A 25,217-nucleotide genomic window follows, 5' to 3' on the forward strand; every position below is an offset into this window, starting at 1 on the left:
GCAGTGTGCCGTTCGAGGCCGACCGCGAGGTCCCGGCCCTGATCGTCAAGTTCGGCGACTATCCGCTGCACCACGGCGGAGTCGGCGCGATCCGCAGTCTGGGCCGCCTCGGTGTACCCATGTACGCCATCACGGAGGACCCCTACACACCCGCGGCCGCCTCCCGCTATCTCACCCGCGCGTTCGTCTGGCCGACGACCGGCACCGAGGACCCGGGCCGGCTGGTGGAGGGGCTGATCCGGATCGGGCGCCGCATCGGCCGCCCCGCCGTTCTCGTACCGACCGACGAGGAGGCGGCGGTCCTGATCGCCGAGCACCAGAACGACCTCCTCGGCCGGTTCCTCTTCCCGCGCGTGGAGCCCGGCCTGACCCGCCGGCTGGCCAGCAAACAGGGCCTGCACGAACTGTGCGCGGAACACGGGATCGCGAGCCCCGAGGCCGCCTTCCCGCAGTCGTACGACGACATCGTGGCCTTCGCCGAGAAGGCCCGCTTCCCGGTGGTGGCCAAGAACCGCGAGGCGTTCGTACGGCGCACCCGGCCGGCCGTGGGCGGCACCACGCGCATCGCCACCCGTGAAGGGCTGCTCGCCCTCGCCCGTGACTGGGGCGAGCGGCCCGGGGTGATCCTCCAGGAGTACCTGCCCCGCGAGGAGGCCGAGGACTGGATCGTGCACGCCTACTTCGACGCCAACTCCACCCCGCTGGCCCTGTTCACCGGCGTCAAGGTGCGCTCCTGGCCGCCGCACGCGGGCATGACGGCCAACGCGTACGTCGTCGACAACCCGGAACTCGCCGACCTCGCCGCACGTTTCATCAAACAGATCGGCTACACCGGCGTCATCGACCTCGACCTGCGCTTCGACCGGCGCGACGGCCAGTACAAACTGCTCGACTTCAACCCCCGCATGGGCGCCCAGTTCCGGCTCTTCGAGAGCGAGTCGGGGGTGGACGTCGTCCGCGCCCTGCACCTGGACCTCACGGGGCGGGCCGTTCCGGAGGGCGAACAGCGGGCCGGCCGGCGCTATGTCGTGGAGAACATCGACCTGCCCGCCCTGCTCGCCTACCGCCGCAGCGGCTATACGACACCGCACGCGCCGGCGCGGCCCAGCGGGACCGAACTGGCCTGGCTCGCGGGTGACGACCCGTTGCCGTTCCTCACCATGCTCGGCCGCTTCGTGCGGCCCGGCGCGAAACATCTCTACCAGCTGTGGCGTACCAGCCGCCGCGGCAGCGCGACCGGCTGACGTGGCAGCACGCGGCCGGCCGGCCAACGGCACCACCACGAAGTGACGACGTGACGTCCTGGGGAGGGACTTCGTGATCCAACCGGTAGCAGTCATCGGCGCCGGGCCCTTCGGCCTGTCGACCGCCGCCCATCTGAGGGCGCGCGGCATACCCGTGCGCGTCTTCGGCGACCCCATGGTCAGCTGGCGCGACCACATGCCCGCGGGCATGCTCCTCAAGTCGACGCCGGCCGCCTCCAACCTCGACGCGCCGCAACGCGGCCACACCCTCGTCGACTACTGCGACGCGGCGGGCATCCCCCGGCTGGTGACGGACGAGGACATCGTCCCCGTGGAGACCTTCATCGCCTACGGCCGGTGGTTCCAGCAGCAGCTGGTGCCCGAGCTCGAACAGGTGCGGGTCGTGTCCGTGGACCGCAGCGAGCGGGGCGGCTTCCAGCTCAAGCTCGACTCGGGGGAGTCGTTCACCGCACGCGCGGTCGTCGTCGCCACCGGCCTGTCGGGCCTCTCCCACCTGCCCCCGGAGCTGGCCGCCGCCGCGCCCGACGGCCCCGCCCCCACCGGCCCGCTCTCCCACAGCTCCCAGCACCACGACCTCACCCGCTACTCCGGCAAGGAGCTGATCGTCGTCGGCGCCGGCCAGTCCGCGCTGGAGACGGCCGTCCTCGCGGCGGAGGCGGGCGCGCAGGTCAGGGTGGTCGCCCGAGGACGCGGGAGTGTGGACTTCGGGGCACCGCCCTGGAAGCAGCCGAGGCTGCGCCCCGAGTCGCCCTTCGGCCGCGCCTGGTCGCTGTGGGCCCTGACCTACTACCCGCACCCCTACCGCCGACTCCCGGCCGGCGCCCGCCACTACCTGGTCCGACGGGTCCTCGGCCCGCTCGGCGCGTGGTGGCTGCGCGACCGCTTCGAGGGCAAGGTCCAGGTCACCGAGGTGAACCGCATCCTCAAGGCGGACACGGCCGACGGCCACCCGGCCCTGGAGGTCCTCACCCACTCCGGCACGATGGACCGCCTCGCCGCCGACCACGTCATCGCGGCCACCGGCTACCGCGTCGACCTCGCCGCGATGGGCTTCCTCGGCCACGAACTGCGCACCGCGCTGGCCGTCAGCCGGGGCACGCCCAGGCTCGGCGCGGGTTATGTCTCCTCCGTCCCCGGCCTGTACTTCACCGGCTTGCCGGCGGCGTCGTCCTACGGCCCGGTGATGCGCTTCGTGTGCGGCACGGAGTTCGCCTCCCCGAGACTGGCACGGCACTTGGCGGCGGCGCACGGGTAGCCCCACGGGCGGCTGAGACCCTCCAGCGCCGGTCGACGGCAGCGTCGATCTCGCCGGAGCCCGGGGTGGTGTCCTCGCCGAGGCCGGAGTTGGGCCGGCCCCTGGGGTCCGCGCGGTGCGGTGCGGTCCGGTACGGCCTGCGGTCCGCGTACGGGCGGCGGGGTCCCGGCGTCCCGCGACGGGCAGGCCGGCCGCCGCCTGGTCCGCGCGGGTGCGGTCCCGGTACGCGCCGGGGTCTGTGTGCGGTCGGCAGGCCCCGGGCGACCCGCGTGGGGTAGGTCGGGCCGCTGCCTGGTCCGCGCGGGTGCGGTCCCGGTCCGTGCCGCGGTGCGCGTGCGGGCGGCAGGCTCCCGGCGTCCCGCGAGAGGTGGGCCGGGCGGCCGTCTGGTCCGCGTGGGTGCGGTCCCGGTACATGCCGCGGCCCGCGTGCGGGCGGCAGGCCCCCGGCGTCCCGCGACGGGCAGGCCGGCCGCCGCCTCCTCGTCACGCGAGGTGTGGCCCGGTACGTCCCCGAGGCCCGCGCCGTGTGGTCCGGTAGTCCCCCGAGGCCCGCGCCGTGTGGTCCGGTACGCCCCCCGCGGTCCGCGCACGGACGGCAGCCCCCCGGCGTCCCGCGACGGGCAGACCGGCCGCCGCCGCCCCCTCGCCACGCGAGGAACGGCCTCGTACGCTCCGGCCCGCGCGTACGGACGCCTGGACCCCCGGCGTTCTGCGAGATGCAGCCCGACCACCCCTCCGCCGCCCTTACCGCGGAGAACCCCGCCTACGACCGGTACCGCCCCAGCGTCCGCAGCCCCGGCAGCTCCCTGTCCTGGAAGTCGAACAGCGCCAGGTTCTCCCAGGCGTTGCCCGAGGACGGGTCCGCCGGGTCCCAGCCGCTGCCCGCCCGGTAGGTCCAAAGCCCCTCCCAGTAGCAGTAGCCCAGGCCCTTGCCGTCCGGCACACCGGCGGCGAGGTCGGCCACCGCCCGCAGCCACGCGGCCTGGCCCTCGGGGGTGGCGGGGAAACCGTCGGTCAGCTGCGAGGGGCTGTTCAGGATGTCGTTGACGTCGTCCTCGCTCTCCAGCGTGAACGGGTACGCCGTCTCGGCGATCACGCACGGCTTGCCGTAACGCGCGGTGATGTCGGCCATGTTGGCGGCCGCGTCCGCGATCGGGCCGTGCCAGAACGGGTAGTACGAGAGCCCGATGATGTCGAAGTCGACGCCGTACGACAGCACGTTGTCGAACCACCAGCGGTACAGCCCGTTGTCGCCGCCGTTCGCCAGATGCAGGATCGTGCGGACCCGCGGCGTGGTGTCGCGGGCCGCGCTCAGACCGGCCTTGAGGAAGGCGGTCATGGTGTCGAAGTGCTCCCAGTTGCCCTCGGGCCAGATCAGGCCGCCGTTCAGCTCGTTGCCGATCTGCACGAGCCCGGCCGGGGTGCCCTGTCTCCGCAGGGCGCCCAGCACATCGGCCGTGTGGTCGTACACCGCCCGGGTGAGCCCCGCCACGTCCAGGCCCGCCCAGGCGGCCGGCTTGGTCTGGTGCGCCGGGTCGGCCCAGCTGTCGGAGTAGTGGAAGTCGATCCAGATGCCGACGCCGGCCCGCTTCAACCGCCGTGCCAGCGGCAGGATGTGCGCCTTGGTGTTGTAGCCGTCGGCCGGGTTCACCCAGACCTTGAGGCGGGCGTGGGTGACGCCTGCCTGGGCGATCAGGCGGACCGGGTCCGCGCGGTGGCCCTCGGCGGTGCGGTACACGGCCCCGTGGTCCTCGTTCTTCGGCAGCGAGGAGATGTCGACGCCCCGGATCTCCAGACAGCCGCGCCGGGCGGTGGCTGACGCGGCGGTGGCGGACGCGGCGACGGCCGGTGCCGCCCCCCACATGGGAACGGCCAGCGCGGCGGCTCCGGCAGCGGTGAGAACACTGCGTCTGCGCATCTCAAGGGGTCCTTTCGCGGACGGTCACGGGGATACCGGCTCTGCGGTGACTTCGACGGCCGGGTGAGGGACACAGGGCAGGCCGGGGAACGGAGTGAGGAGAGCGGGCTTACGCCTGACGACCCCAGAAAACCCTCATTTTCTGTGATCGTGCACAGCTCCCCTCACCCCTGTCATCGGCGGGCAACAAGTAGATAACCGCACGCTCTCGCCATTGACAAGGGGCCGAAACAATTCTCTACTGTGCACGATCACAGAGCCGCGCGGCCCTCGCGCACAGCCTCTCGGTCACGTCCGCAGAACCTCCCCCCACGGCGGTGCCGCGAACGCGCGACGTCTCGAGACCGGCTGGTTCCAAGTCAGGGGAGATGAAGATGTCGCTCAACCGCCGCCAGATCAGCAGGCGCAGCGTCCTTGCCGGGGCCGCAGCCCTCGGCCTCACCAGCACCCTCGCCGCCTGCGGCGGTTCCGACGACGACTCCGGCGGCAGCGACAGCGGGCCGGTCAAGCTGACCTACTGGTCATGGGCGCCCAACATGGAGAAGGTCGCCGCGATCTGGAACAAGAAGAACCCCGACATCACGGTCACCGTGTCCAAGCAGGCCAGCGGTGGCGAGATCGTCTCCAAGCTGATCACCGCGAAGAAGGCCGGCAACGCCCCCGACCTCATCCAGGTCGAGTACCAGTCCCTGCCGACCCTGGTCTCCAACGACGTCCTGGCGGACATCACCAAGTACGCGGGCAGCACCAAGTCCGAGTTCGCCGAAGGCCTGTGGGGCATGGTCACCCTCGGCACGGACGCGCTCTACGCGATCCCGCAGGACGCCGGACCGCTGATGTTCTACTACCGCGAGGACCTCTTCAAGAAGCACGGACTCAGCGTCCCGAAGACCTGGACGGAGTTCGCCGAGACCGCCCGCGCCGCCAAGAAGGCCGTCCCGGACGCCTACTTGACCACCTTCTCCGCCAACGACCCCGGTCTCTTCGCGGGCCTCGCCCAGCAGGCCGGCGGCAAGTGGTGGACCGTCGACTCGGGCGGCAAGTGGACCGTCGGCATCGACGACGCGGCCACCAAGAAGGTCGCCGAGTTCTGGGGCGGGCTGGTCCAGGAGGGTGTCATCGACAATCAGCCGATGTACACCCCGGCCTGGAACAACGCCCTCAACAAGGGCACCCACCTCGCCTGGGTCTCGGCCGTCTGGGCGCCCGGGGTGCTGGTCTCCTCCGCCCCCGACACCAAGGGCAAGTGGCGCATGGCCCCGCTGCCGCAGTGGAAGGCCGGCGAGAACGTCACCGGCAGCTGGGGCGGTTCCTCCACCGGTGTCTCCACCGACTCCAAGCACGCGGAGGCCGCCGCCAAGTTCGCCACCTGGCTGAACACCGACCCGGAGGCGCTTGCCGCCCTGGTCAAGGAGGTCGCGATCTACCCGGCCGCCACGAAGGGCCAGTCCGGCGACATCCTGACCACGCCGGAGTTCTTCTCGAACCAGGCGGACTTCTACACCACCGCCGGCGAGATCGCCGCGACCACGGCAGCCGCGGCCTGGGGTCCCAACGTCAACACGGCGTACACCACCTTCCAGGACGCCTTCGGCAAGGCCAGCAAGGCGAAGAAGGAGTCCCAGTTCGACTCCGCCCTCGCCACCATGCAGGCGAAGACCTTCGGCGACATGAAGAAGCAGGGCTTCGAGGTGACCGAGGCATGACCAGCGCTCCGCTCAAGGGCGCCGACCTCGCCGAGGCCGGCCCCTTGGCGGACGGCACCGGCACCGCCCAGTCCGTCCGCCCCAGCCGCCCCCGCCGCCGTGGCCGCAGCGCACCGTACTGGTTCCTGGTGCCCACCCTCACCCTCTTCGCCGCCTTCACCGTGGTGCCCATCGGGTACGCGATCTGGCTGAGCCTGCACAAGGTCCAGGTCAAGGGCATCGGCCTCGGCAAGGGCGCGCGGCGGCAGGTCTGGAACGGCATCGGCAACTACACCGACGTCCTGGGGGACTCCGAGTTCGGCCACAGCGTCCTGCGCGCCTTCGGCTACGGTCTCATCGTCATCCCGACCATGCTGGGCCTCGCGCTGCTGTTCGCGCTGATGCTGGACACCCCGAAGGCCCGCAGCGCGCCCTTCGCCCGGCTGATGATCTTCCTGCCGTACGCGGTGCCGGGCATCATCGCCGCCCTCATGTGGGGCTTCCTCTACCTGCCGGACGTCAGCCCCTTCTACTACCTGCTGGACAAGTTCGGCCTCCCGCAGCCCGACCTGTTCGACGGCGGCAACCTCTACCTCTCCTTCGCGAACATCGCGGTCTGGGGCGGCACCGGCTTCAACATGATCGTCATCTACACCGCCCTGCGGGCCATCCCGCCGGACATCTACGAGGCGGCCAGGATCGACGGCGCGTCCGACCTGAAGATCGCCCTGAGGATCAAGATCCCGATCGTGATGCCCTCCCTGGTGCTCACCTTCTTCTTCTCGGTGATCGCCACCCTCCAGGTCTTCACCGAGCCGATGGCCCTCAAGCCGCTCACCAACGGCCTGCCCAGCTCGTGGAGCCCCCTGATGGCCATCTACGACAAGGCCTTCCTGCAGTCCGACATCTACGGCGCCTCCGCCACCGCGGTCGTCCTGGCCCTGGCCACGTTCGTCCTCTCCTTCACCCTGCTGCGCATCTCCGACCGCTACACCCGGGAGGACCGGGCATGACCCCCCTCACCCTCACCGCCGACACCACCGCGAAGGCGCGCCGCACCGCCTGGGTGCCCACGATCGTGCTGATCCTCGGCGCCCTGTACTGCCTGATCCCCATCGCCTGGGTGGTCGTCGCGGCGACCAAGGACCGCTCGGAGCTCTTCTCCACCTTCACCTTCGCCCCCGGCAGCGGCTTCTTCCAGAACCTGAGCGACCTGACCGCCTACCGGGACGGCATCTTCTGGAAGTGGATGGCCAACTCGGCCTTCTACGCCGGTTTCGGCGCCCTTCTCTCGGCCGCGGTCTCCGCCGCCGGCGGCTACGCGCTGGGCCGGTTCGCCTTCCGGGGCCGCGAGGCCGTCTTCAAGATGATCCTGGCCGGCGTGCTGGTGCCGTCCATCGTGCTGGCCGTACCGCAGTACCTGCTGCTGTCGAAGCTCGGCATGGCCGACTCGTACTGGTCGATGCTGCTGCCGTCGATCCTGTCGCCGTACGGCGTCTACCTGGTCCGCATCTACGCGGCGGCGTCCGTGCCCGCCGAGCTGATGGAGGCGGCCCGCATGGACGGCGCGAGCGAGTGGCGGATCTTCTCGCGGATCGCCGTACCGATGATGATGCCGGGCCTGATCACGGTGTTCCTCTTCCAGTTCGTCGGCATCTGGAACAACTTCCTGCTGCCCTACGTCATGCTCGCCGACGACGAGAAGTTCCCGATCACTCTCGGCCTCTACACCCTGCTCGCCCAGGGCGCCTCGCAGCCGGCCCTCTACACCCTGGTCATCACCGGATGCCTGCTCGCGATCCTCCCGCTGATCGCGCTCTTCCTGGTGATCCAGCGGTTCTGGTCCCTGGACCTGCTCAGCGGCTCGGTCAAGGCCTGAACACCCCTTCTCCTGCTGACGTCTCTAGCCGACGAGGAACATGACCACCAGCGCGAACGGCCGCCGCAGGCCTCCCACCATCCACGACGTGGCCCGGGAGGCGGGCGTGTCGCGGGGCACCGTCTCCCGCTTCCTGAACGGCGGCCACTACGTCTCGCCCGCCGCGCGGCGGGCCGTGGAGGCCGCCATCAAGAAGACCGGCTACGTGGTCAACCGGCATGCGCGCAGCCTGAGCACCGGCCGGTCGGACTCGGTGGCGTTCCTGCTGACCGAGCCGCAGGAGAAGTTCTTCGAGGACCCCAACTTCAACGTCCTGCTGCGGGGTTGCACCGAGCGGCTCGCCCAGCACGACATCCCGCTGCTGCTGATGCTCGCCGAGAGCGACGACGACCGGCGCCGGCTGACCCGGTACATCACCTCCGGTCACGTCGACGGCGTCCTGCTGCTCTCCAACCACAGCGGTGACCCGGTCGCGGCCGAACTCCACGACGCCGGGATCCCGTTGGTGGTCTGCGGCAAGCCGATAGGGCGGGGCACCAAGGTGAGCTACGTGGCCGCCGCCGACCGGGAGGGCGCCCAGGACATGGTCCGCCATCTCCTCGCCGGCGGCCGCCGCCGGGTCGGCATGGTCACCGGGCCGCTGGACATGCCGGGCGGGCCCGACCGGCTGGCCGGCTACCGGGACGTGCTCGCCGAGGCGGGCCTGCCGTACGATCCGGCGCTCGTCGTCGAGGGCGACTTCCGGCGCAGCGGCGGCGAACGGGCGGCCCGCCGCCTGCTGGCCCAGGCCCCGGACATGGACGCGGTGTTCGTCGCCTCGGACCTCATGGCCCTCGGGGTCGTGGGCGTCCTCCAGCAGGCCGGGCGCTCGGTCCCGGACGACATCGCCGTGGGCGGCTTCGACGACTCCCCGGCGGCCACCGCCATCGCCCCCGCCCTCACCACCATGCGCCAGCCCTTCGACCGCATCAGCGCCGAGATGGTCCGCATGCTCCTCGCCCAGATCGCGGGCGAGGACACGGCGGGCGTCATCCTCCCGACGGAACTGGTGATCCGATCCTCGGCGTGACCACTCCGCGGGGCGCACTCGGGGCTCCCTGTCCCGGCCCGTCCCGGACGACGGATCGTGCCGGCGCCCTCGGCCAAGGCCGGTGACCCGCCCGGGCGCCGGGGCCGCGCCCGCGGCATCGCTCCTCCTGGCCTGTCCCGGCCCGTCCCGGACGACGGATCGTGCCGCCGCCCTCGGCCAAGGCCGGTGATCCGCTGGGGTGTTCGGGCCGCGCCCGCTCGGTCCGTGGGGTAACCGCTTCGCGGAAACAGCCGAGGAGCTCTTGAACCGGCCCGTGTCGGACCATGGATCGTGCCGGCGCCCTCGGCCAAGGCCGGTGACCCGCCAGGGTGCCCGGGCCGCGCCCGCGGGGCCTGCGGCGTGACCGCTCAGTGGGGCGCGCTCGGGGGCCCCAGGCCCGGCCCGTCCCGGGCGACGGATCGTGCCGGCGCCCTCGGCCAAGGCCGGTGGCCCGCCGGGGTGTTCGGGCCGCGCCCGCGGGGCCTGCGGCGTGACCGCTCAGTGGGCGCGCTCGGGGAGCCCAGGCCCGGCCCGTCCCGGGCGACGGATCGTGCCGGCGCCCTCGGGCAAGGCCGGTGGCCCGCCGGGGTGTTCGGGCCGCGCCCGCGGGGCCTGCGGCGTGACCGCTCAGTGGGCGCGCTCGGGGGCCCCAGGCCCGGCCCGTCCCGGGCGACGGATCGTGCCGGCGCCCTCGGGCAAGGCCTGTGACCCGCCGGGGTGTTCGGGCCGCGCCCCGCAAGGTCCGCCGACCCTGCCTGGCCCCGCCGTCCCGCCCCGGAACCGGAACTGCCGTCAACGGATGTGAAAGCAGGAGCCGTCCGGTTCGCGTCGAGTCGCGGGGGCCAACCATCCGTATTCTCTGATCATGGCCCCCTCCCCCGCATATTCACTCATCGCCACCGACCTGGACGGCACGCTGCTTCGCGCCGACGACACGCTCTCCGACCGGTCGTTGGCCGCGCTCGCGCGGGTGGCGGCGAGTGGGGCCCGGCACCTCGTCGTGACCGGACGGCCCGCCCCCAGAGTGCGGCCGCTCCTCGACGACCTGGGCAGCACGGGGCTCGCGGTGTGCGGACAGGGCGCACAGGTCTACGACGCCGGCGCGGACCGTCTGCTCTGGTCGGTGACCCTGGACCGGGAACTGGCCGAGACCGCGCTCGGCAAGATCGAGGCCGAGGTCGGGCAGGTGTACGCGGCCGTCGACCAGGACGGTGTCGACGGGCTCACGCTCATCGAGCCCGGCTATCTGATGCCGCATCCGACCCTGCCCGCCGTGCGGGTCGGCCGCCGCGACGACCTGTGGTGCGAGCCGATCAGCAAGGTGCTGCTGCGCCATCCCTACCTGTCCGACGACGAGTTGGCGCTCACCGCCCGCTCGGTGGTGGGTTCGCTGGCGACGGTCACCATGTCGGGCCCCGGGACCGTCGAACTCCAGCCATGCGGCATCACCAAGGCGACCGGCCTCGCGCTGGCCGCCGAACACCTGGGACTGGGGCCCGAGGTGACGATCGCCTTCGGGGACATGCCCAACGACATCCCGATGTTCGACTGGGCGGCCCGCGGCGTGGCGATGGCCAACGCCCACCCCGAACTCAAGGCCGTGGCCGACGAGGTCACCCTGTCGAACGAGGACGACGGCATCGCCGTCGTCCTCGAAAGACTCTTCCCGCGGGCGTAGTTCCTAGTACGCGCCGAACACGTTGTCGATGGACCCGTACCGCTGGGCCGCGTAGTTGCAGGCCGCGGTGATGTTGGCCACCGGGTCGTAGGGGTCCCACGAGGTGTTGTCCACGTGGTACGCGTTGAAGGTCGGGTCGATCACCTGGAGCAGGCCCTTGGAGGGCGTGCCGGCGGCCGCGTTGGAGTCCCAGAGGTTGATGGCGTAGGGGTTGCCGGAGGACTCACGGATGACGTTGCGGTAGATGCCGTCGTAGGAGCCCGGAATCCCGTGCTCCGCCATGACGGCGAGGGAGGCCCGGATCCAGCCGTCGAGGGTGTTGGGGTAGCCGAGCGTGGTCGCGGTCTGCACGGTCGGAGTGGCCGCGGACGCGCTGCTCGCGCCGATGAGCGGCAGCGCGAGGACGGCGACTCCGGTGCCGGCGACGGCGAGTTTGCGGGCGAGACGGCTGGTGCGGGTACGGCGGTGCTGAGCGGCAGCAGACATGGCGAAGTTCCTCTCCGTCGCCTGCGAGGTGAGCTGTCGGGTTCGGGCGGGAGATGCCCGGTCACCCTTGCGAAAGGCGTGACTTCACCCCAAGCCGTGCCGGTATGTCCGAAGACGTCCGGCGCGGCGACTTACCTGGTTCCCCCGCTCCTGCCCTGATTCTCGGTGGGTGTACGGGCGGTGGCAGGATTCGGCGGCCGCCCGACAGGCCGGGAACGTATGCGAGAGCACATGTCCGGAACAAGTGGCGAATTCACATGAGGTGCCTATTGACCTTGGTAGGAGCCATTTGGGGTACTTGATCCTTTGCTGTAGCCAAGCCTCAACTCGCGCACGGCAAAAGGTGGATCGATGCGTTCCGGTTGTGCGTCGGCCCACCCGCCCGAGTGGGCCAAGTCACAGGTGATCGCAAGAGGTGTAAAACGGGCAAGAAGCTCAACTCGGAGCCAAATGACCGCCCGTGGCGTCGGGTCCGACGCCCGGCGCCCGACGAGCCGGAGACGCGGAGGCGGCCGTGCCGCCGGCGGTCGTCGCGGGTCTTGGTGGTCGAGTCAGATGTGGGTGAACGGGTCGACGCGCGAAACGGAGGGGACTCGGAGCCGCCCGGGCGACCTCGACCCCTCCGGCCCCGCCGGCCCCTCCGGCCCCGCCGGCTCCGCGGTCCCGTCGCCGAGCCCGGTGCCGCAGGTATTCGCGGATCGCGGGTACCGGTTCGGGTGTGAGGGGTCGCCACGCGCGTGCGTGCGGGGGTGTCTCATCCGGACACGCGCGGCTAATTCCCTACAAGTCGATAGATATCCGTTCTTTTCAGGTGATCAAAAACATACCGGTCGTGATCCGATACCGCCTGGCATGGACGGGGCGGGCGCTATCGGTGATCCAAAGGTGACCGGATACGCTGACTTGAGTGATGGCAGCGACCTATCGACATTCCGCGTAACCGCAGAAGACACCAGCAGACAGGAGACCCCTCGTGACCGTCGTCGGGCCGTTCGGGCTGAGCGTGCGGGACCAGGCTCTGGAAGCCGATGTCCAGGCCGGATTGGCGGCTGTCGAGGAGGGACTGCTCGAGGCCACCAAGAGCGAGGTTCCCTTCATCACGGAGGCCGCCCAGCATCTGGTGCGAGCGGGCGGCAAGCGGTTCCGGCCGCTGCTCGTGATGCTCGCCGCCCGGTTCGGTGACCCCTACGCGCCGGGCGTGGTGCCGTCGGCCGTGGTGGTGGAGCTGACCCACCTCGCGACGCTGTACCACGACGACGTCATGGACGAGGCCGAGGTCCGCCGCGGCGTCGACAGCGCCAACACCCGCTGGGGCAACTCGGTGGCCGTGCTGACCGGCGACTTCCTGTTCGCCCGCGCCTCGCACATCCTGGCCGACCTCGGGCCCGAGGCGGTCCGGGTCCAGGCGGAGGCGTTCGAACGCCTGGTCACGGGCCAGATCCTGGAGACGGCGGGGCCGCAGGACGGCCGGGACCCGGTCGAGCACTACCTCGATGTGCTCGGCGGCAAGACGGGCTCGCTGGTCGCGGTCTCGTGCCGGTTCGGGGCGATGATGTCGGGCGCCGACGAGACGGTCGTGGACGTCCTGACCCAGTACGGCGAGCGTCTCGGCGTCGCCTTCCAGCTCGCCGACGACGTCCTGGACATCGCCTCCGACTCCCACGAGTCCGGCAAGACACCGGGCACCGACCTGCGCGAGGGCATCCCCACGATGCCGGTGCTGCGGCTGCGGGAGCGGGCCGCCCGGCTGGGCCTGGCCGAGGACGTCGCCCTGTGCGAGCTGCTCGACTCCGACCTCACCGACGACGCCCGGCACGCGGAGGCGCTGGCCGCCCTGCGCACGCACCCCGCGCTGGAGCAGGCCCGCCGGGACACCGTGCGCTACGCGGAGGACGCGCGCGCGGCCCTGGCCCCGCTGCGGGAGTGCGACGCGAAGGCGGCGCTGATGGAGCTGTGCGACGCGGTGGTCCACCGGGCGGGATAGTGATGTACGTCACTAGTCTGGACTGAATCCAAGCCGAGATCTCTTCCGAATTGCCTGCGCGAAGCCGACGCAGGGGGCGTCGCCGTCGGCGGCAAGGGCGGCGCCGCGCTGGAGTTCATCAAGGTCGACTTCACCGACCTGCACGGCGGCGCCCCCTACGGGTCGTAGGGGGCGCCGGCATGTCGTGTCATACCCCAGGTGTACATGGAGTTGGCCCCGAGGGCTGACGCATGCTCATGGCCGATTTGGTCAGATGGACATCACGGAAAACACCACTCCTCACCGATTCGGGTGAGAATGGCGGCTACGGGGTGGACGCACGGGAGTTGACAGCCGCCGCCGACGACGGAGGTAAGGCACACATGGCACCGTACGAATCCGACGACAGCGCGACCGCCGCTGACGCCGAGGAGCTGCGCGCGGCGCGCCGGCGCAAGGCCGCGCGATACGTCGTGCCGGCCACGGTGGTGGGGCTCGCGGCGGCGACCATCGGGCTCGTCCCGGCGCTCGCCGACTCCGGCGACCCCGACCTGCCGAAGATCAGCGCACAGGAACTCATCGAGAAGATCGCCGCCTCGGACGTACAGCAGCTGTCCGGCACGGTGAAGATCACCACGGATCTCGGTCTGCCGGACCTCGGCGGACTGGAGAGCTCGCTCGGTTCCGCCGCCGGGCCCTCCGGCTCGGGCGACGGCGCGTCCGCCGACCCGTCCGCCAAGCTCACCGAGCTCGCCTCCGGCACGCACACACTGCGCGTCGCGGCCGACGGCGAGGACAAGCAGAAGGTCTCGCTCCTCGAGGACGCGGCCGAGTACAGCCTCATCCACAACGGCAAGGACGTCTGGGGCTACGACAGCAAGTCCAACTCGGTCTTCCACACCACGGCCGCCGAGCACGACGGCAAGCAGAAGGAAGAGCTCCCGGCCACGCCGAAGGACCTCGCCGAGGAGGCTCTCAAGGCCGCCGACAAGACCACCTCGGTCACGGTCGAGGGCACCGCGCAGGTCGCCGGGCGGGACGCCTACCGCCTGGTCGTCAAGCCCAAGGACGAGGGCTCCACGGTCGGCCAGATCACCGTGGCGGTGGACTCGAAGACCGGGCTGCCGCTGAAGTTCACCCTCACCCCGGCGAGCGGTGGCGCGGCCGTCGTGGACGCGGGCTTCACCCAGGTCAGCTTCGCCGAGCCGGCCGCCTCCACCTTCGACTTCACCCCGCCGAAGGGCGCGAAGGTCGAGGAGGGCGACGCGTCGAAGGCGCCCGGGCACCGGGAGGACTTCGGCAAGGAGCAGCGCGAGGACCTGGGCAAGGACCTCGGCAAGGGCCCGGCCGGCGAGTTCGGCAAGGGCGGCCCCGAGGGGCTCAACGTCATCGGGGACGGCTGGGATTCCATCGCCACTTTCGACACCGGCGGCCAGGGCGTCCCGTCCGGCTCCGCGGCCGGCGGCGAACTCGGCGGCTTCCTGGACTCGCTCGGCGACAAGGTCACCGGCAAGTTCGGCCAGGGCACCGTCTTCAAGACCCGCCTGATCAACGCCCTGATCACGGACGACGGCAAGGTCTACGTCGGCGCGGTCACCAAGGACGCGCTGGTGAAGGCGGCCGACGCGGGGAAGTAAGTCCCCCACGGGCACGACGAATCGAGGAAGCCGATGGGCGAGCGGTCCGCCACGGAGCCGGATCCGGAGGGGTCGGGTGACAGCGCTCCCGAAGGAGCGGGTGCCGGTGTCATCGTCACCCGCGCCCTCACCAAGCGCTACCGCGGCGGACAGCTCGCCGTGGACGGTCTCGACCTGACCGTCCCGGCGGGCAGCGTCTTCGGCTTCCTCGGGCCGAACGGCTCCGGCAAGACCACCACCATCCGCATGCTGATGGGCCTCATCGAACCGACCTCCGGCTCCGCGCGCGTCCTGGGCCGCCCGATGCCGCGCGCCTCCCGGACCGTACTCCCGCACGTCGGCGCGCTCATCGAGGGCCCGGCCCTCTACGGCTTCCTCTCCGGCCGCGACAACCTCGTCCGCTACGACGCCGCCGACCCGACCGCCGACCCCCGCACCCGGGGCACCCGGGTGGCGGCCGCACTGGACCGGGTGGGCCTGGCGGCCGCCGCCGGGAAGAAGGCGAAGGCGTACTCGCTGGGCATGAAACAGCGCCTCGGCCTGGCCGCGGCCCTCCTCCAGCCCCGCAGACTCCTGGTCCTCGACGAACCGACCAACGGCCTGGACCCGCAGGGCATGCGCGAGATCCGCACCCTGGTCCGGGAGCTGGCCTCGGACGGCACCACCGTCTTCCTCTCCTCCCACCTCCTGGACGAGATCGAACAGGTCTGCACCCACGCGGCGGTGATGGCCCAGGGGCGCCTGATCACCCAGGGCCCGGTGGCGGACCTGGCGGCGGGGGCCAGGGGGCGGCTCGTGGTGACGACCCCGGACACCGCGGACGCGGCGAGGATCCTGAAGGAACAGGGCGTCGGCGATGTGGTGGTGGCCGACGACCGGGTCACCTCCGACCCTCCGGACAGCGAACTGGCCGACATCAACGCCGCGTTGGTGACGGCGGGGGTACGGGTGCGGGGCTTCGTGGTGGAGCGGGCCTCGCTGGAGGACGCCTTCGTGGCGCTGACGGGGGAGGGCTTCGATGTCGCAGGCTGAGGAGATCGCCCCTCAGGGGCGCGGGGAACCGCGCGACCAGCCCCGGACGGCCCGCGGCCGCCGCACGACCTTCCGGGCCACCCTCTTCCGCAACGAACTCCACACCACCTTCCGCCGCTGGCGCACCCTGGCACTGCTCTGTGTGCTGGCGGCCGTCCCCGTGCTCGTCGGCATCGCAGTCAAGATCGAGACCAGTGACGGCTCCTCGTTCGGCCCCGGAGGGGGAGGCGGCCCCGCGTTCATCTCCCAGATCACCAACAACGGCCTGTTCCTGGTGTTCACGGCCCTCGCCGCGACCCTCCCCTTCTTCCTCCCGATGTCCATCGGTGTCATCGCGGGCGACGCGATCGCGGGCGAGGCCGACGCCGGCACCCTGCGCTATCTGCTGGTCGCCCCGGCGGGCCGCACCCGGCTGCTCCTCACCAAGTACGCGACGGTGATGGCGTTCTGCCTGGTCGCCACCCTCGTGGTCGCCCTCTCGGCGCTGACGGTGGGCGCGGTCCTCTTCCCGCTCGGCGACCTGACGACGATCTCCGGCACGCAGATCACCTTCGCCGAGGGCCTGGGAAGAGCCCTGCTCATCGCCCTGGTGGTGGCCGCTTCACTGACCGGAGTGGCGGCCCTCGGCCTGTTCGTCTCGACCCTCACGAACAGCGGCATCGCGGCGATGGCCACGACGGTCGGCCTGCTGATCACGGTCCAGATCCTCGACCAGATCCCCCAACTGCACGCGCTCCAGCCGTACTTCTTCTCCCACTACTGGCTGTCCTTCGCCGACCTCATGCGCGAGCCGGTCTACTGGGACGACCTGGTGAAGAACCTCGGCCTCCAGGCGCTGTACGCGGCCGTGTTCGGTTCGGCGGCGTGGGCGAGGTTCATGGCGAAGGACATCACGGCGTGACCCGCTCGTAGGGGAACCGCGCGAGCGGGGCCTCCTGGTCGAAGAACGTCTTCGCCCGGGCGAGGGCGTCGGTGTCCCGCAGGACGTCACCGGGCTTGCTGCCGTTGCCGAGGAGCACCCCGCCGAAGCGCATCCCCAGGTACGCGGCCGAGTTGTTGAGGGTGCCGATCAGCGGCTCGGCGACCTCGAACTCCTCGTGCGCCAGCGCGGTGACACCCCACAGGGTGCGCCCCGCCATGGACGCCTTGAACTCGACGCCCGGCGTGCGCAGCCAGCCCGACCAGTGGTCGAGGTAGCGCTTGACGTGCGCGGAGACCGAGTACCAGTACAGCGGGGAGGCGATCACGATGTCCGTCGCCGCGAGCGTCGCGTCGAAGAGCAGTGCCGTGTTGCCGATGGTCGGACGGGTGTGGTCCGTGTCGTGCCGGAGGTCCTCGAAGTCGGGCAGCGGATGCTCCGCGAGGTGGATCCATTGCTGCTCGATCTCGGGGGGCAGTTGCTCGGCGGCCCGGCGGGCCAGCAGTTCGGTGTTGCCGTCGCTGCGGCTGCTGCCGAGCACGAACAGGAAGCGGCGCGTCATGGAGTTCTCCCGGCTGATCGGCGTACGGTAAATACTCGCACATGCATCATATGCGTGCGCAAGTATCTGTCCAGGGGTGCGCCCGGCCCGGTGTCTCAGGTGTACGCCTGTGCCGCCCGCGCCACCTCCAGCAGCAGCGCCTCGCCGCCGTGCCGGGCCACGATCTGGAGTCCGACCGGACAGCAGTCGGGGCCGAGACCGGCCGGGAGGCTGAGCGCGGGATGCCCGCTGAGGTTGAACGCCCAGGTGAGAGCGGTGGAGTAGCGGTCACCCGGGCCTTGGTGGCCGTGCGGTGGGTTGGGGGTCGTCGGGGTCAGCAGCAGATCGGCGCCGGCGAAGGCCTCCTCGAGGAGACGGTCGTTGGCGACCCGGATCCGGTCCGCGTCCCGCAGGTCCGCGCCGGGGGTGCGCAGGGCGAGCCAGGCGGGGGCGGGATCGTGCAGGCGCAGCGGGGGACGGGGCGGAGCCGGCCGTACGACACGGGCGTCGACCAGCCGCGCGACCGCGGCGCGGGCGATCCGGACGATGTCGGGGTCGGGGTCGGCGAAGCCGAGATCGGGGGACCAGGTGGCGGTGCGGGGGAGGGCGGGGGGTGACCCGAGGGCTTCCTCTGGATCCGCGTCCCCGTGCCCGTCGCCGGAGACCGCCCGCCAGTAGGCGGCCGCGTCACCGGCGTGGCGGACGAGGACGCCGGGGGCGGTGAGGCCGGGACGGTGGGCGGGGGCCCGGGAGGCGGAGCCGGGCCCGGCCGGGGTGCCGGTGCGGCCGTGATCGGCGTGGCTGTCCATCTGCTCAGCGCCCCCGCCCCCGTTCCCGCCCCCGTTCCCGCCCCCGCCCGCGCTCCCGCGCCCGGAGTTCGTGGTCTTCAGGCCGATCACCCCGCACCAGGCCGCCGGGATCCGCACCGACCCCGCCCCGTCGCTGCCCGTCGCCATCGGGACGAGTCCCGCGGCGACCGCGGCCGCGGAGCCCGCCGAGGAGCCGCCCGGGGTGCGGTCGGAGCGCCAGGGGTTCACGGTACGGCCGTGGGCGCCGAGTCCCCAGGTCTGCCAGGGAGTTCCCGGACCGGGTACCGAGGTCGCGCCGACGGGCACGCACCCGGCCTCGAGGAGCGGTGCCGCACCGCGCAGCCCGTGCCGACCCTTCACCCCGATCGGCACCCCGGCCAGCGGCGGCCGCTCACCCGCGTCGACGCGGAGATCGATCTCGCGTGCCCGCCGCAGCCCCTCCTCCTCCCACACCTCGGCGAAGGCGCCCAACCGCGGATCCACGCGCCGGATCCGCTCCAGGACGCGGGTGAGGACGTCGACGGCCCGCAGCGAGCGGGACCGCACCGCGGCGGCGATGTCCACGGCGGCGATGTCCATGGCCGAGGGGGAGGTGGGGTCGAAGGCCCCGGCCGTCACGGCGTGGTCGGCCGGGTGAGCCGGACCAGTGCCTCGGTGCCGCGGGGCGGGTTCCCGCCGAGGTCGCCGAGGCGCCACGCGGGGACCCAGGGCACCCGGTACACGTCGACCGCGGCCTCGATCTCCTTGACCTGCTGGGCGAGCGGGCGGGGGAGCCGGCCGGGAGCGTCCGCGACGAGGACGACGGCGTCGAGGTCGAGCCCCGCCGGGTGCTCCCCGCGCCGGAAGAACTCCAGGGCGCGGCGGGCGGCGAGCAGGCCCGAGGCGTGCGTCCGGGCGACGAGCAGGACGGAGGCCGGGGCGCCGGGGCCGGGCCAGTGGCGTCCGCTGTCGTGACCGCCGTAGACGGCCGCCAGGGTGGAGACGCCGGCGCCGCCGTGCGTGCCGACCCACGCGAACCACCTCCCGGCCGGGGCCACCGGCCCGCGGATCCAGATCTCCGGCCCCTGCTGCACGCTCTCCGCCTCTCGCCGCACGTCAGTGCGCATGCCCATGCTCCGACTCCGTCATCCCACCCGGTCGCCGCCGCCTGGAACAGGCCTGTGACATCACGGTGACGTGAGTACCGGGGGCGAGCGGAGAGACTCGACAGTACGTGCACGACCGTGAGGGATGAGATGTCTCGACTCAGCCGCGACAAGAAGCGGGACCAGCAGCGGGGGGCCGCCCCGATCGACGTCCGCGTCCCCCTGACGGGTGAGTCCGCGACGGTGGCCGGAACGCCGGTGACCGCGCCGCCCGGCGAGGAACTCCACCGGACCGTCCTGACCCACCTCCACCACCTCGCCCTCGCCGGCGGCCGCCCCGTCCACGCCACGATCCACGACGCCCGCATCGGCTACGTGGTCCCCCTGGAGGTCACGACGGACGGCTCCAGCCGTTTCACCGCGGAGCCGGTACGGATGGCTCCGCCGGAGGGGGCGGGGGCGCCGGCGCCCGAGGTGACACCCTCCGGAGAAGGGGAACGTCCGATGCCGTCCGGCGCGAGCGAGGCGTCCACGGAGAAGCCCTGGCCGTCCCCGCCCGCCGCCCCGCAGCCGACGGACGCCGAAGCGCCCCCCACCCAGGTCCTGCGACAGCTGCCGGACTCTCGTCCCACCGGCCCGGCTCCGGTGCAGGCACCCGGGACGGTCGTACCCCCGACGGGCGCGTTCGGGCCGCCACCGGTGATGGACACGAGCCCGCCCGCCGGCCAGGCCTCCCCGATGGACTTCGCGTACACCGGCAGCCCCTTCCCGCAGCCCGCCCCCGCCCCGGCCCCCGAGGCGCCGCCGGAGGACGCCGTACCGACCCCGCCACCGCCCCCCGCGCCCACGCCGGACCCCAAGCCCCTTCCGTCGGCCGGTGTCCGCCTCGCGCCCCAGCCGCTTCCCACGGCCTCGCCCACCCCCCGTCCCGCAGCCGCCGCCCCTCTGATCGATCCGGTCCCGCTGCTGGACGATCCCGGCCCGAAGCCCGTCCCCGTGCGGGGGTTCGACGCCGTGGCCGAAGCCGTGATGGGGGAGGGGCTGGTGGTCGACGAGACGGCGGTGCTCGCGGAGCCGGTCGGGCGGATCAGTGAGGCCGTGCGGGAGGGGCGGACGGACGTGGCCGCGGAGCTGGCGGAGCGGGTGGTCGACGAGGCGTCCGGGACCCTGGGCGCCGAACATCCCGACGTGCTGCGCGTGCGTGAACTCGCCGCCTACATCGCCTACTTGGGCGGTGAGCCGGTCCAGGCCGCGGAGATCTCCCTCGACCTGGCCGGCATCCACCACCGCGCCGGGGACGCCGAGTCGGCCTACGGCAACGTGCAGAGCGCGGCCACCGCGTGGAAGGCCGTACGGGATCCCCTGCACGGCCTGGCCCTCGGGCGTGAACTGCTCACGCTGTGGACGGAGTTGGCCGCCGGACAGGGCCCGGCGGCCGAGGAACCGGACCGGCTGGAGTCGGCCCGCTCCAGGATGCTCCGCCTCGCGGAACGCGCCCGGAACGCCGATCAGTAGCCCGGGGAGGGACCGTTACCGCGACAGCTCCCACACCGCGTACGCCACCGCGTCGCTGTTGCGGTCCAGGGCCGTGTCGTCGATGTTGGCCGTGGTGTCGCACGAGGAGTGGTAGCAGCGGTCGAAGGCCAGCCCCGCGGTGCCGCCCCACTTGGCGGCCTGCGCCGAGGTCTTGGTGTAGTCCGCCCCGCTGAACAGCCCGCCGACCGGGACGCCCGCGTTCTTGAACGGCGCGTGGTCGGAGCGGCCGTCGCCCTCGGTCTCGATCTCGGTCGGGACGCCGAGGCCGGCGTAGTACTCCTTGAAGGTCTTCTCGATGGCCGGGTCGTCGTCGTAGACGAAGTAGCCGGGGTTCGGCGAACCGATCATGTCGAAGTTGAGGTAGCCGCTGATCTGTGAACGGTTCGCCGTGGACAGGCTGTTGACGTAGTACTTCGATCCGACCATGCCCAGCTCCTCCGCGCCCCACCACGCGAATCTCAGGTGCTTGGTGGGGTGGTAGCCGGCCCGGGACACGGCGAGCGCGGTCTCCAGGACGGCGGCCGAGCCGGAACCGTTGTCGTTGATGCCGGCGCCCGCGGTCACGCTGTCGAGGTGCGAGCCGGACATGACCACCTGGTTGGTGTCGCCGCCCGGCCAGTCCGCGACGAGGTTGTAGCCGGTGCGCCCCGAGGACGTGAACTGCTGGACGGTCGTGGTGAATCCGGCGGCGTCCAGCTTGGCCTTCACATAGTCGAGCGAGGCCTTGTAGCCGGTGCGGCCGTGTGCGCGGTTGCCGCCGTTGGCGGTGGCGATGGACTGGAGCTGGGTCAGATGCGCCTTCACGTTGGCCACCGGGATGTCCGGGGCCGCGGCCACTGCGGGCTGTCCCGCGGGGGCCGCGCCGGCTATGGATCCGCCGGCCAGGAGGGAGACGGTGGCGACGACGGCGGTGGCCGTGACGCGTCCGGGAACCGAGAACTTCATGTGGGGGGCTCCGAATTCCGTGGGAATCCCTGGAGTCACAGGAATTCCACAGCGAATGGGTGCCTGGATGGTGAAGCTAGGGTTGACGCACCGTCAAGGGCGCGATCCGGTCAGGGGAGTTCGCATAGCGGACCGCGTGCGCTCAGTGGACGCAGAATTCGTTCCCTTCCGGATCCGTCATGACCACCCAGGCCCCCGACGGTTCGCTGACCTCCCGCAGCACGCTCGCCCCGAGTCCCGTCAGCCGCTCCACCTCGGCCGCCCGCCGGCCCTCCCCGGGATGCAGGTCGAGATGGAGCCGGTTCTTGACGGTCTTCGGCTCCGGTACGCGCTGGAAGAGCAGGCGCCGCCCCAGACCGGTGCCGGTGTCCTTGTCGTACGGATCGTCGGGATGCCGTACGGCCACCAGGTCCCGGAAGGCGAGCCGCGCGTGGTACTCGACGGTCGCCTCGCGCGGCAGCGCGCCGAGCTCCAGCAGCCGCTGGATCAGGGCGTCGTTGTCCTCGGCCTCGTAATGCAGAGCGGCGGCCCAGAAGTCCGCCTGGGTGTGCGGGTCCTCGGCGTCGATCACGACTTTCCAGTGCACGGGTGTCATACCGTCACTTATAGCGGTGCCCACTGACAGCGGCCCCTCCCACACCGCCTCGGCCGCCCGCCGGTCGTAGGCCGCCCGCGCCGCCGAGCGGGGTGAGGTCGCGACACAGTTCGGTTCGGCGATCGGGATCCGGGCGGTGACCGCCGTCTACGGCCTGGCGGCGGGCGAGTCCAGCGGCTCAGGGCCCGGGGCCCGGCTCTCCGCCTTCCGTACGGCGCTGACGGTGCCCGTCGTCATGGTGGTGCCGGGCCTCGCGATCTCCCTCCTGAGCGTCCGCGCGGTGCGCAGGGCGTCCCAGGTGAGCAGCGTCAACGCCACCCAGACCAGCGCGAACCCGGCCCAGCGCTCGGGCGGCATGGCCTCGTGGAAGTAGAAGATGCCGAGCAGGAACTGGAAGACCGGAGCGAGGTACTGCAGCAGCCCCAGCGTGGACAGCGGCACCCGGATCGCCGCGGCGCCGAAGCAGACCAGGGGGAGCGCGGTGACGACGCCGGTCGAGGCGAGCAGCGCCGCGTGCCCCGGTCCCCCGGAGGCGAAGCTGAGGTCGCCGTGCGAGCTCAGCCACAGCAGATAGCCGAGCGCGGGCAGGAACTGGATCGCGGTCTCGGCGGCCAGCGACTCGACCCCGCCGAGGTTCACCTTCTTCTTGACCAGGCCGTACGTGGCGAAGGAGAAGGCGAGCGTGAGGGAGATCCACGGCGGACGCCCGTAGCCGACGGTGAGCACCACCACCGCGGCGGCGCCGATCCCGACCGCGAGCCATTGCGCGCGCCGCAGCCGTTCCTTCAGCAGCAGCACGCCCATGGCGATGGTGACGAGGGGATTGATGAAGTACCCGAGCGAGGCCTCGACGACATGGCCGGCGTTCACCGCCCAGATGTAGACGCCCCAGTTCACGGTGATGACGGTGGCGGCCACGGTGACGAGCGCCAGCCTGCGCGGCTGCCGCAGCAGCTCACCGGCCCAGGCCCAGCGCCGTACGACGACGAGCGCGACGACGACGAAGAGGAGCGACCACACCATCCGGTGGGCCAGGATCTCCCCGGCCCCGGCGGGCTTGAGCAGCGGCCAGAACAGCGGGACGAGTCCCCACATGCCGTACGCGGCGAAGCCGTTCAGCAGACCTATGTGCCGCTCTCCCCTCGACTTCACGGACTCTCCTCCTCGCACCGTCCTCGCCCGCACGAAGGTAACGCCGAGCACCCCCGGCTGTCATGCCCGTATCGCTATACGGTCATGACAGCCGGGGGTGCGGCGCCCGAGGGCACGCCGGGGGAGTGTCGGCGGAGAGTCAGCCCTTGAGCGCGGCCTCGATCGACGCGGCGATCGGGGTGGCCGGACGGCCGGTCAGCCGGGCCAGGTCACCGGAGGTGACGACCAGCTCGCCCTTCTCGATGGAGGCGTCGACACCGGCGAGGATCCCGGCGAAGGGCGCGGGCAGCCCGGCACCGGTCAGGATCTCGATGTAGGCCTCGACGGGGACGGCGTTGTAGACGATCTCCTTGCCGGTCTGCCGGCTCAGCTCGGCCGCGTACTCGGCGAAGCCCCAGGGCTCGTCGCCACCGAGCTCGTACGTCGTGTTCTCGTGGCCCTCACCGGTCAGCACGGCGACGGCGGCGGCCGCGTAGTCGGCACGCGAGGCGGTGGAGACGCGACCGTCACCGGCGGCCTGGACGACCGCGTTGTACTCGAGGACGGGGGCGAGGTTCTCGGTGTAGTTCTCGTTGTACCAGCCGTTGCGCAGCAGCGAGTAGGGCAGGCCGGAGGCGAGCAGCGCCTTCTCGGTGGCCCGGTGGTCGTCGGCGAGCGCGGCGGTGAGGGTGCCGGGGGCGCTGGTGTAGGCGAGGAGCGCCACGCCCGCGGCCTTGGCGGCGTCGATGACGACCTGGTGCTGGGCGGGGCGGCCCTTGTCGAACTCGTTGCCGGAGATCAGCAGCACCTTGTCGCCGGCCGCGAAGACCTTGTCGAAGGTCTCGGGGCTGTTGTAGTCGGCGACGGCTATCTGCACGCCCTTCGCCGCGAAGTCGGCGGCCTTCTCCGGAGTGCGGACGACAGCGGTGATCTGCTCGGCCGGAACCTTCTCGAGCAGCTGCTCGACGACGTGACGGCCAAGGTGTCCGGTGGCTCCGGTGACGACGATGCTCATGATGTGCGATCTCCTTGTGGGGTGCGGTGGTACTAACCATAGGGGATGCGCTAACTCTGCGAAAGTACCCACTTTGAAGTAAGGTACTGGCATGTCGGTAAGTTCTGAGCAGTCCCTCGCGCAGGCCCGCCAGGCCCAGGCGCAGGCGCAGGCGGGCGAGGCGATGTGCCCCCACCGCCTCGTCCTGGAACACGTGACGAGCCGCTGGGGCGTCCTGGTCCTGATCCACCTCCTCGACCGCCCGCACCGCTTCAGCGAGCTCCGCCGGGCGATCGGGCGGGTCAGCGAGAAGATGCTGACGCAGACCCTCCAGACCCTGGAGCGCGACGGCCTCGTCCACCGGGACGCCCAGCCGGTGATCCCGCCCCGCGTCGACTACTCCCTGACCGGCCTCGGCCGCGAGGCGGCGGAACAGGTACGGGGGCTCGCGGAGTGGACCGCGCGGCGGATGGGGGCGGTGCAGGAGGCGCGGGAGGGGTACGACGCGCGGAAGAAAGGCTCTGAGCAGGACTGATGCGGGTGCAGCGGGCTCACTGGACGAATGCGGACGGCGCGCGCTGGGCACATACATGTCAGGGCGTTGGCTGACATGAACCCATGCGCCCCCTCTCCGCCTCCCGCGCCGACTTGAATCGCCGGGCATCCTGGGGGCGGGGCACTGTGCCCGCCCCGCGCGCCGGTCCTCGTGCCGCCCACGAGACCACTGACCGGCAGCCGGACGCCTGACCGGGGGTTCGCATTGGCCACACAGGATCCGAACGCGCGGAGGATCGG

Annotated in this window: 22 protein-coding genes and 1 riboswitch; of the genes, 13 read left to right on the forward strand and 9 right to left on the reverse strand. The window is 71.8% G+C overall.

The features are described from left to right. Positions 1-5 precede the first annotated feature (5 nt). Both ACFYZ8_RS41035 and ACFYZ8_RS41040 read left to right on the forward strand, forming a co-directional pair. Positions 6-1,244, forward strand: coding sequence for an ATP-grasp domain-containing protein (locus ACFYZ8_RS41035; RefSeq protein WP_388541523.1), 1,239 nt, complete (start codon positions 6-8; stop codon positions 1,242-1,244). Positions 1,245-1,317: 73 nt separating this feature from the next. Further along, positions 1,318-2,520, forward strand: coding sequence for an FAD-dependent oxidoreductase (locus ACFYZ8_RS41040; protein ID WP_359032300.1), 1,203 nt, complete (start codon positions 1,318-1,320; stop codon positions 2,518-2,520). 763 nt (positions 2,521-3,283) lie between these two features. On the opposite strand, the gene ACFYZ8_RS41045 is transcribed toward ACFYZ8_RS41040, so the two are convergent. Continuing rightward, the gene (locus tag ACFYZ8_RS41045; protein ID WP_388541447.1) at positions 3,284-4,438 is read right to left on the reverse strand and encodes an arabinogalactan endo-beta-1,4-galactanase; all 1,155 of its coding nucleotides are present in this window, start codon (positions 4,436-4,438) and stop codon (positions 3,284-3,286) included. Between the two features lie 368 nt (positions 4,439-4,806). Between ACFYZ8_RS41045 and ACFYZ8_RS41050 the strand changes: the two genes are divergently transcribed. From ACFYZ8_RS41050 to ACFYZ8_RS41070, 5 genes are all read left to right on the forward strand, one after another. Continuing rightward, complete coding sequence (locus ACFYZ8_RS41050) at positions 4,807-6,144, forward strand: sugar ABC transporter substrate-binding protein (protein ID WP_359032298.1); 1,338 nt, start codon at positions 4,807-4,809, stop codon at positions 6,142-6,144. Then, the gene (locus ACFYZ8_RS41055; protein ID WP_359032297.1) at positions 6,141-7,136 is read left to right on the forward strand and encodes a sugar ABC transporter permease; all 996 of its coding nucleotides are present in this window, start codon (positions 6,141-6,143) and stop codon (positions 7,134-7,136) included. The genes ACFYZ8_RS41050 and ACFYZ8_RS41055 overlap by 4 nt, the downstream gene beginning before the upstream one ends. Next, positions 7,133-8,002, forward strand: a complete 870-nt coding sequence (locus ACFYZ8_RS41060) for a carbohydrate ABC transporter permease (RefSeq protein WP_388541451.1) — start codon at positions 7,133-7,135, stop codon at positions 8,000-8,002. Before ACFYZ8_RS41055 ends, ACFYZ8_RS41060 begins: the two co-directional genes overlap by 4 nt. Positions 8,003-8,042: 40 nt before the next feature. Next, a complete protein-coding gene (locus ACFYZ8_RS41065) occupies positions 8,043-9,071 on the forward strand; it encodes a LacI family DNA-binding transcriptional regulator (RefSeq protein ID WP_359032295.1) in 1,029 nt (342 codons plus the stop codon). Between the two features lie 865 nt (positions 9,072-9,936). Further along, positions 9,937-10,749, forward strand: coding sequence for an HAD family hydrolase (locus tag ACFYZ8_RS41070; RefSeq protein WP_359032294.1), 813 nt, complete (start codon positions 9,937-9,939; stop codon positions 10,747-10,749). Positions 10,750-10,752: 3 nt separating this feature from the next. On the opposite strand, the gene ACFYZ8_RS41075 is transcribed toward ACFYZ8_RS41070, so the two are convergent. Further along, on the reverse strand, positions 10,753-11,235 hold the full coding sequence (locus ACFYZ8_RS41075; RefSeq protein WP_359032293.1) for a transglycosylase SLT domain-containing protein: 483 nt from the start codon (positions 11,233-11,235) through the stop codon (positions 10,753-10,755). Between the two features lie 5 nt (positions 11,236-11,240). Beyond that, positions 11,241-11,413, reverse strand: a riboswitch (cyclic di-AMP (ydaO/yuaA leader). Positions 11,414-12,208: 795 nt separating this feature from the next. On the opposite strand from ACFYZ8_RS41075, the gene ACFYZ8_RS41080 reads away from it, so the two are divergent. From ACFYZ8_RS41080 to ACFYZ8_RS41095, 4 genes are all read left to right on the forward strand, one after another. Continuing rightward, the gene (locus tag ACFYZ8_RS41080) at positions 12,209-13,219 is read left to right on the forward strand and encodes a polyprenyl synthetase family protein (protein WP_359032292.1); all 1,011 of its coding nucleotides are present in this window, start codon (positions 12,209-12,211) and stop codon (positions 13,217-13,219) included. A 362-nt stretch (positions 13,220-13,581) separates the two neighbouring features. Next, positions 13,582-14,835 (forward strand): sigma-E factor regulatory protein RseB domain-containing protein, encoded by a 1,254-nt coding sequence (locus tag ACFYZ8_RS41085; RefSeq protein ID WP_359032291.1) that lies wholly within the window; start codon positions 13,582-13,584, stop codon positions 14,833-14,835. A gap of 33 nt (positions 14,836-14,868) precedes the next feature. Next, the gene (locus tag ACFYZ8_RS41090) at positions 14,869-15,867 is read left to right on the forward strand and encodes an ABC transporter ATP-binding protein (RefSeq protein WP_388541456.1); all 999 of its coding nucleotides are present in this window, start codon (positions 14,869-14,871) and stop codon (positions 15,865-15,867) included. Further along, the gene (locus tag ACFYZ8_RS41095; RefSeq protein WP_388541458.1) at positions 15,854-16,768 is read left to right on the forward strand and encodes an ABC transporter permease; all 915 of its coding nucleotides are present in this window, start codon (positions 15,854-15,856) and stop codon (positions 16,766-16,768) included. The genes ACFYZ8_RS41090 and ACFYZ8_RS41095 overlap by 14 nt, the downstream gene beginning before the upstream one ends. On the opposite strand, the gene ACFYZ8_RS41100 is transcribed toward ACFYZ8_RS41095, so the two are convergent. From ACFYZ8_RS41100 to ACFYZ8_RS41110, 3 genes are all read right to left on the reverse strand, one after another. Next, positions 16,758-17,348 (reverse strand): NAD(P)H-dependent oxidoreductase, encoded by a 591-nt coding sequence (locus ACFYZ8_RS41100; RefSeq protein WP_359032288.1) that lies wholly within the window; start codon positions 17,346-17,348, stop codon positions 16,758-16,760. The two genes, ACFYZ8_RS41095 and ACFYZ8_RS41100, sit on opposite strands and share 11 nt — an antisense overlap. A 95-nt stretch (positions 17,349-17,443) precedes the next feature. Continuing rightward, positions 17,444-18,715 (reverse strand): amidase family protein, encoded by a 1,272-nt coding sequence (locus ACFYZ8_RS41105; protein ID WP_388541526.1) that lies wholly within the window; start codon positions 18,713-18,715, stop codon positions 17,444-17,446. 35 nt (positions 18,716-18,750) lie between these two features. Then, entirely contained in the window at positions 18,751-19,242 is a 492-nt protein-coding gene (locus ACFYZ8_RS41110; protein ID WP_388541529.1) for a DUF6668 family protein, read from the reverse strand. Between the two features lie 129 nt (positions 19,243-19,371). On the opposite strand from ACFYZ8_RS41110, the gene ACFYZ8_RS41115 reads away from it, so the two are divergent. Next, positions 19,372-20,736 carry a hypothetical protein gene (locus ACFYZ8_RS41115; protein WP_388541461.1) on the forward strand — a complete coding sequence of 455 codons (1,365 nt, stop codon included), beginning with the start codon at positions 19,372-19,374 and terminating at the stop codon, positions 20,734-20,736. A 15-nt stretch (positions 20,737-20,751) separates the two neighbouring features. Here the strand turns inward: ACFYZ8_RS41115 and ACFYZ8_RS41120 are convergent, their stop codons facing one another. The 4 genes from ACFYZ8_RS41120 to ACFYZ8_RS41135 all read right to left on the reverse strand — a co-directional run bounded on the left by ACFYZ8_RS41120 (position 20,752) and on the right by ACFYZ8_RS41135 (position 24,443). Next, positions 20,752-21,702: a M28 family metallopeptidase gene (locus tag ACFYZ8_RS41120; RefSeq protein WP_388541463.1), complete on the reverse strand. Its 951-nt coding sequence runs from the start codon at positions 21,700-21,702 to the stop codon at positions 20,752-20,754. Between the two features lie 142 nt (positions 21,703-21,844). Then, on the reverse strand, positions 21,845-22,297 hold the full coding sequence (locus tag ACFYZ8_RS41125) for a VOC family protein (RefSeq protein WP_388541466.1): 453 nt from the start codon (positions 22,295-22,297) through the stop codon (positions 21,845-21,847). 147 nt (positions 22,298-22,444) lie between these two features. Beyond that, positions 22,445-23,449, reverse strand: a complete 1,005-nt coding sequence (rarD, locus tag ACFYZ8_RS41130; protein ID WP_388541467.1) for an EamA family transporter RarD — start codon at positions 23,447-23,449, stop codon at positions 22,445-22,447. Between the two features lie 139 nt (positions 23,450-23,588). Further along, positions 23,589-24,443 (reverse strand): SDR family oxidoreductase, encoded by an 855-nt coding sequence (locus tag ACFYZ8_RS41135; protein WP_359032284.1) that lies wholly within the window; start codon positions 24,441-24,443, stop codon positions 23,589-23,591. Between the two features lie 91 nt (positions 24,444-24,534). On the opposite strand from ACFYZ8_RS41135, the gene ACFYZ8_RS41140 reads away from it, so the two are divergent. Next, on the forward strand, positions 24,535-24,957 hold the full coding sequence (locus ACFYZ8_RS41140) for a helix-turn-helix domain-containing protein (protein WP_359032283.1): 423 nt from the start codon (positions 24,535-24,537) through the stop codon (positions 24,955-24,957). The last annotated feature ends 260 nt before the right edge of the window (positions 24,958-25,217 follow it).

Source organism: Streptomyces sp. NPDC001668, from assembly GCF_042893155.1.
In the GTDB taxonomy this organism is placed as follows: Bacteria; Actinomycetota; Actinomycetes; order Streptomycetales; family Streptomycetaceae; genus Streptomyces.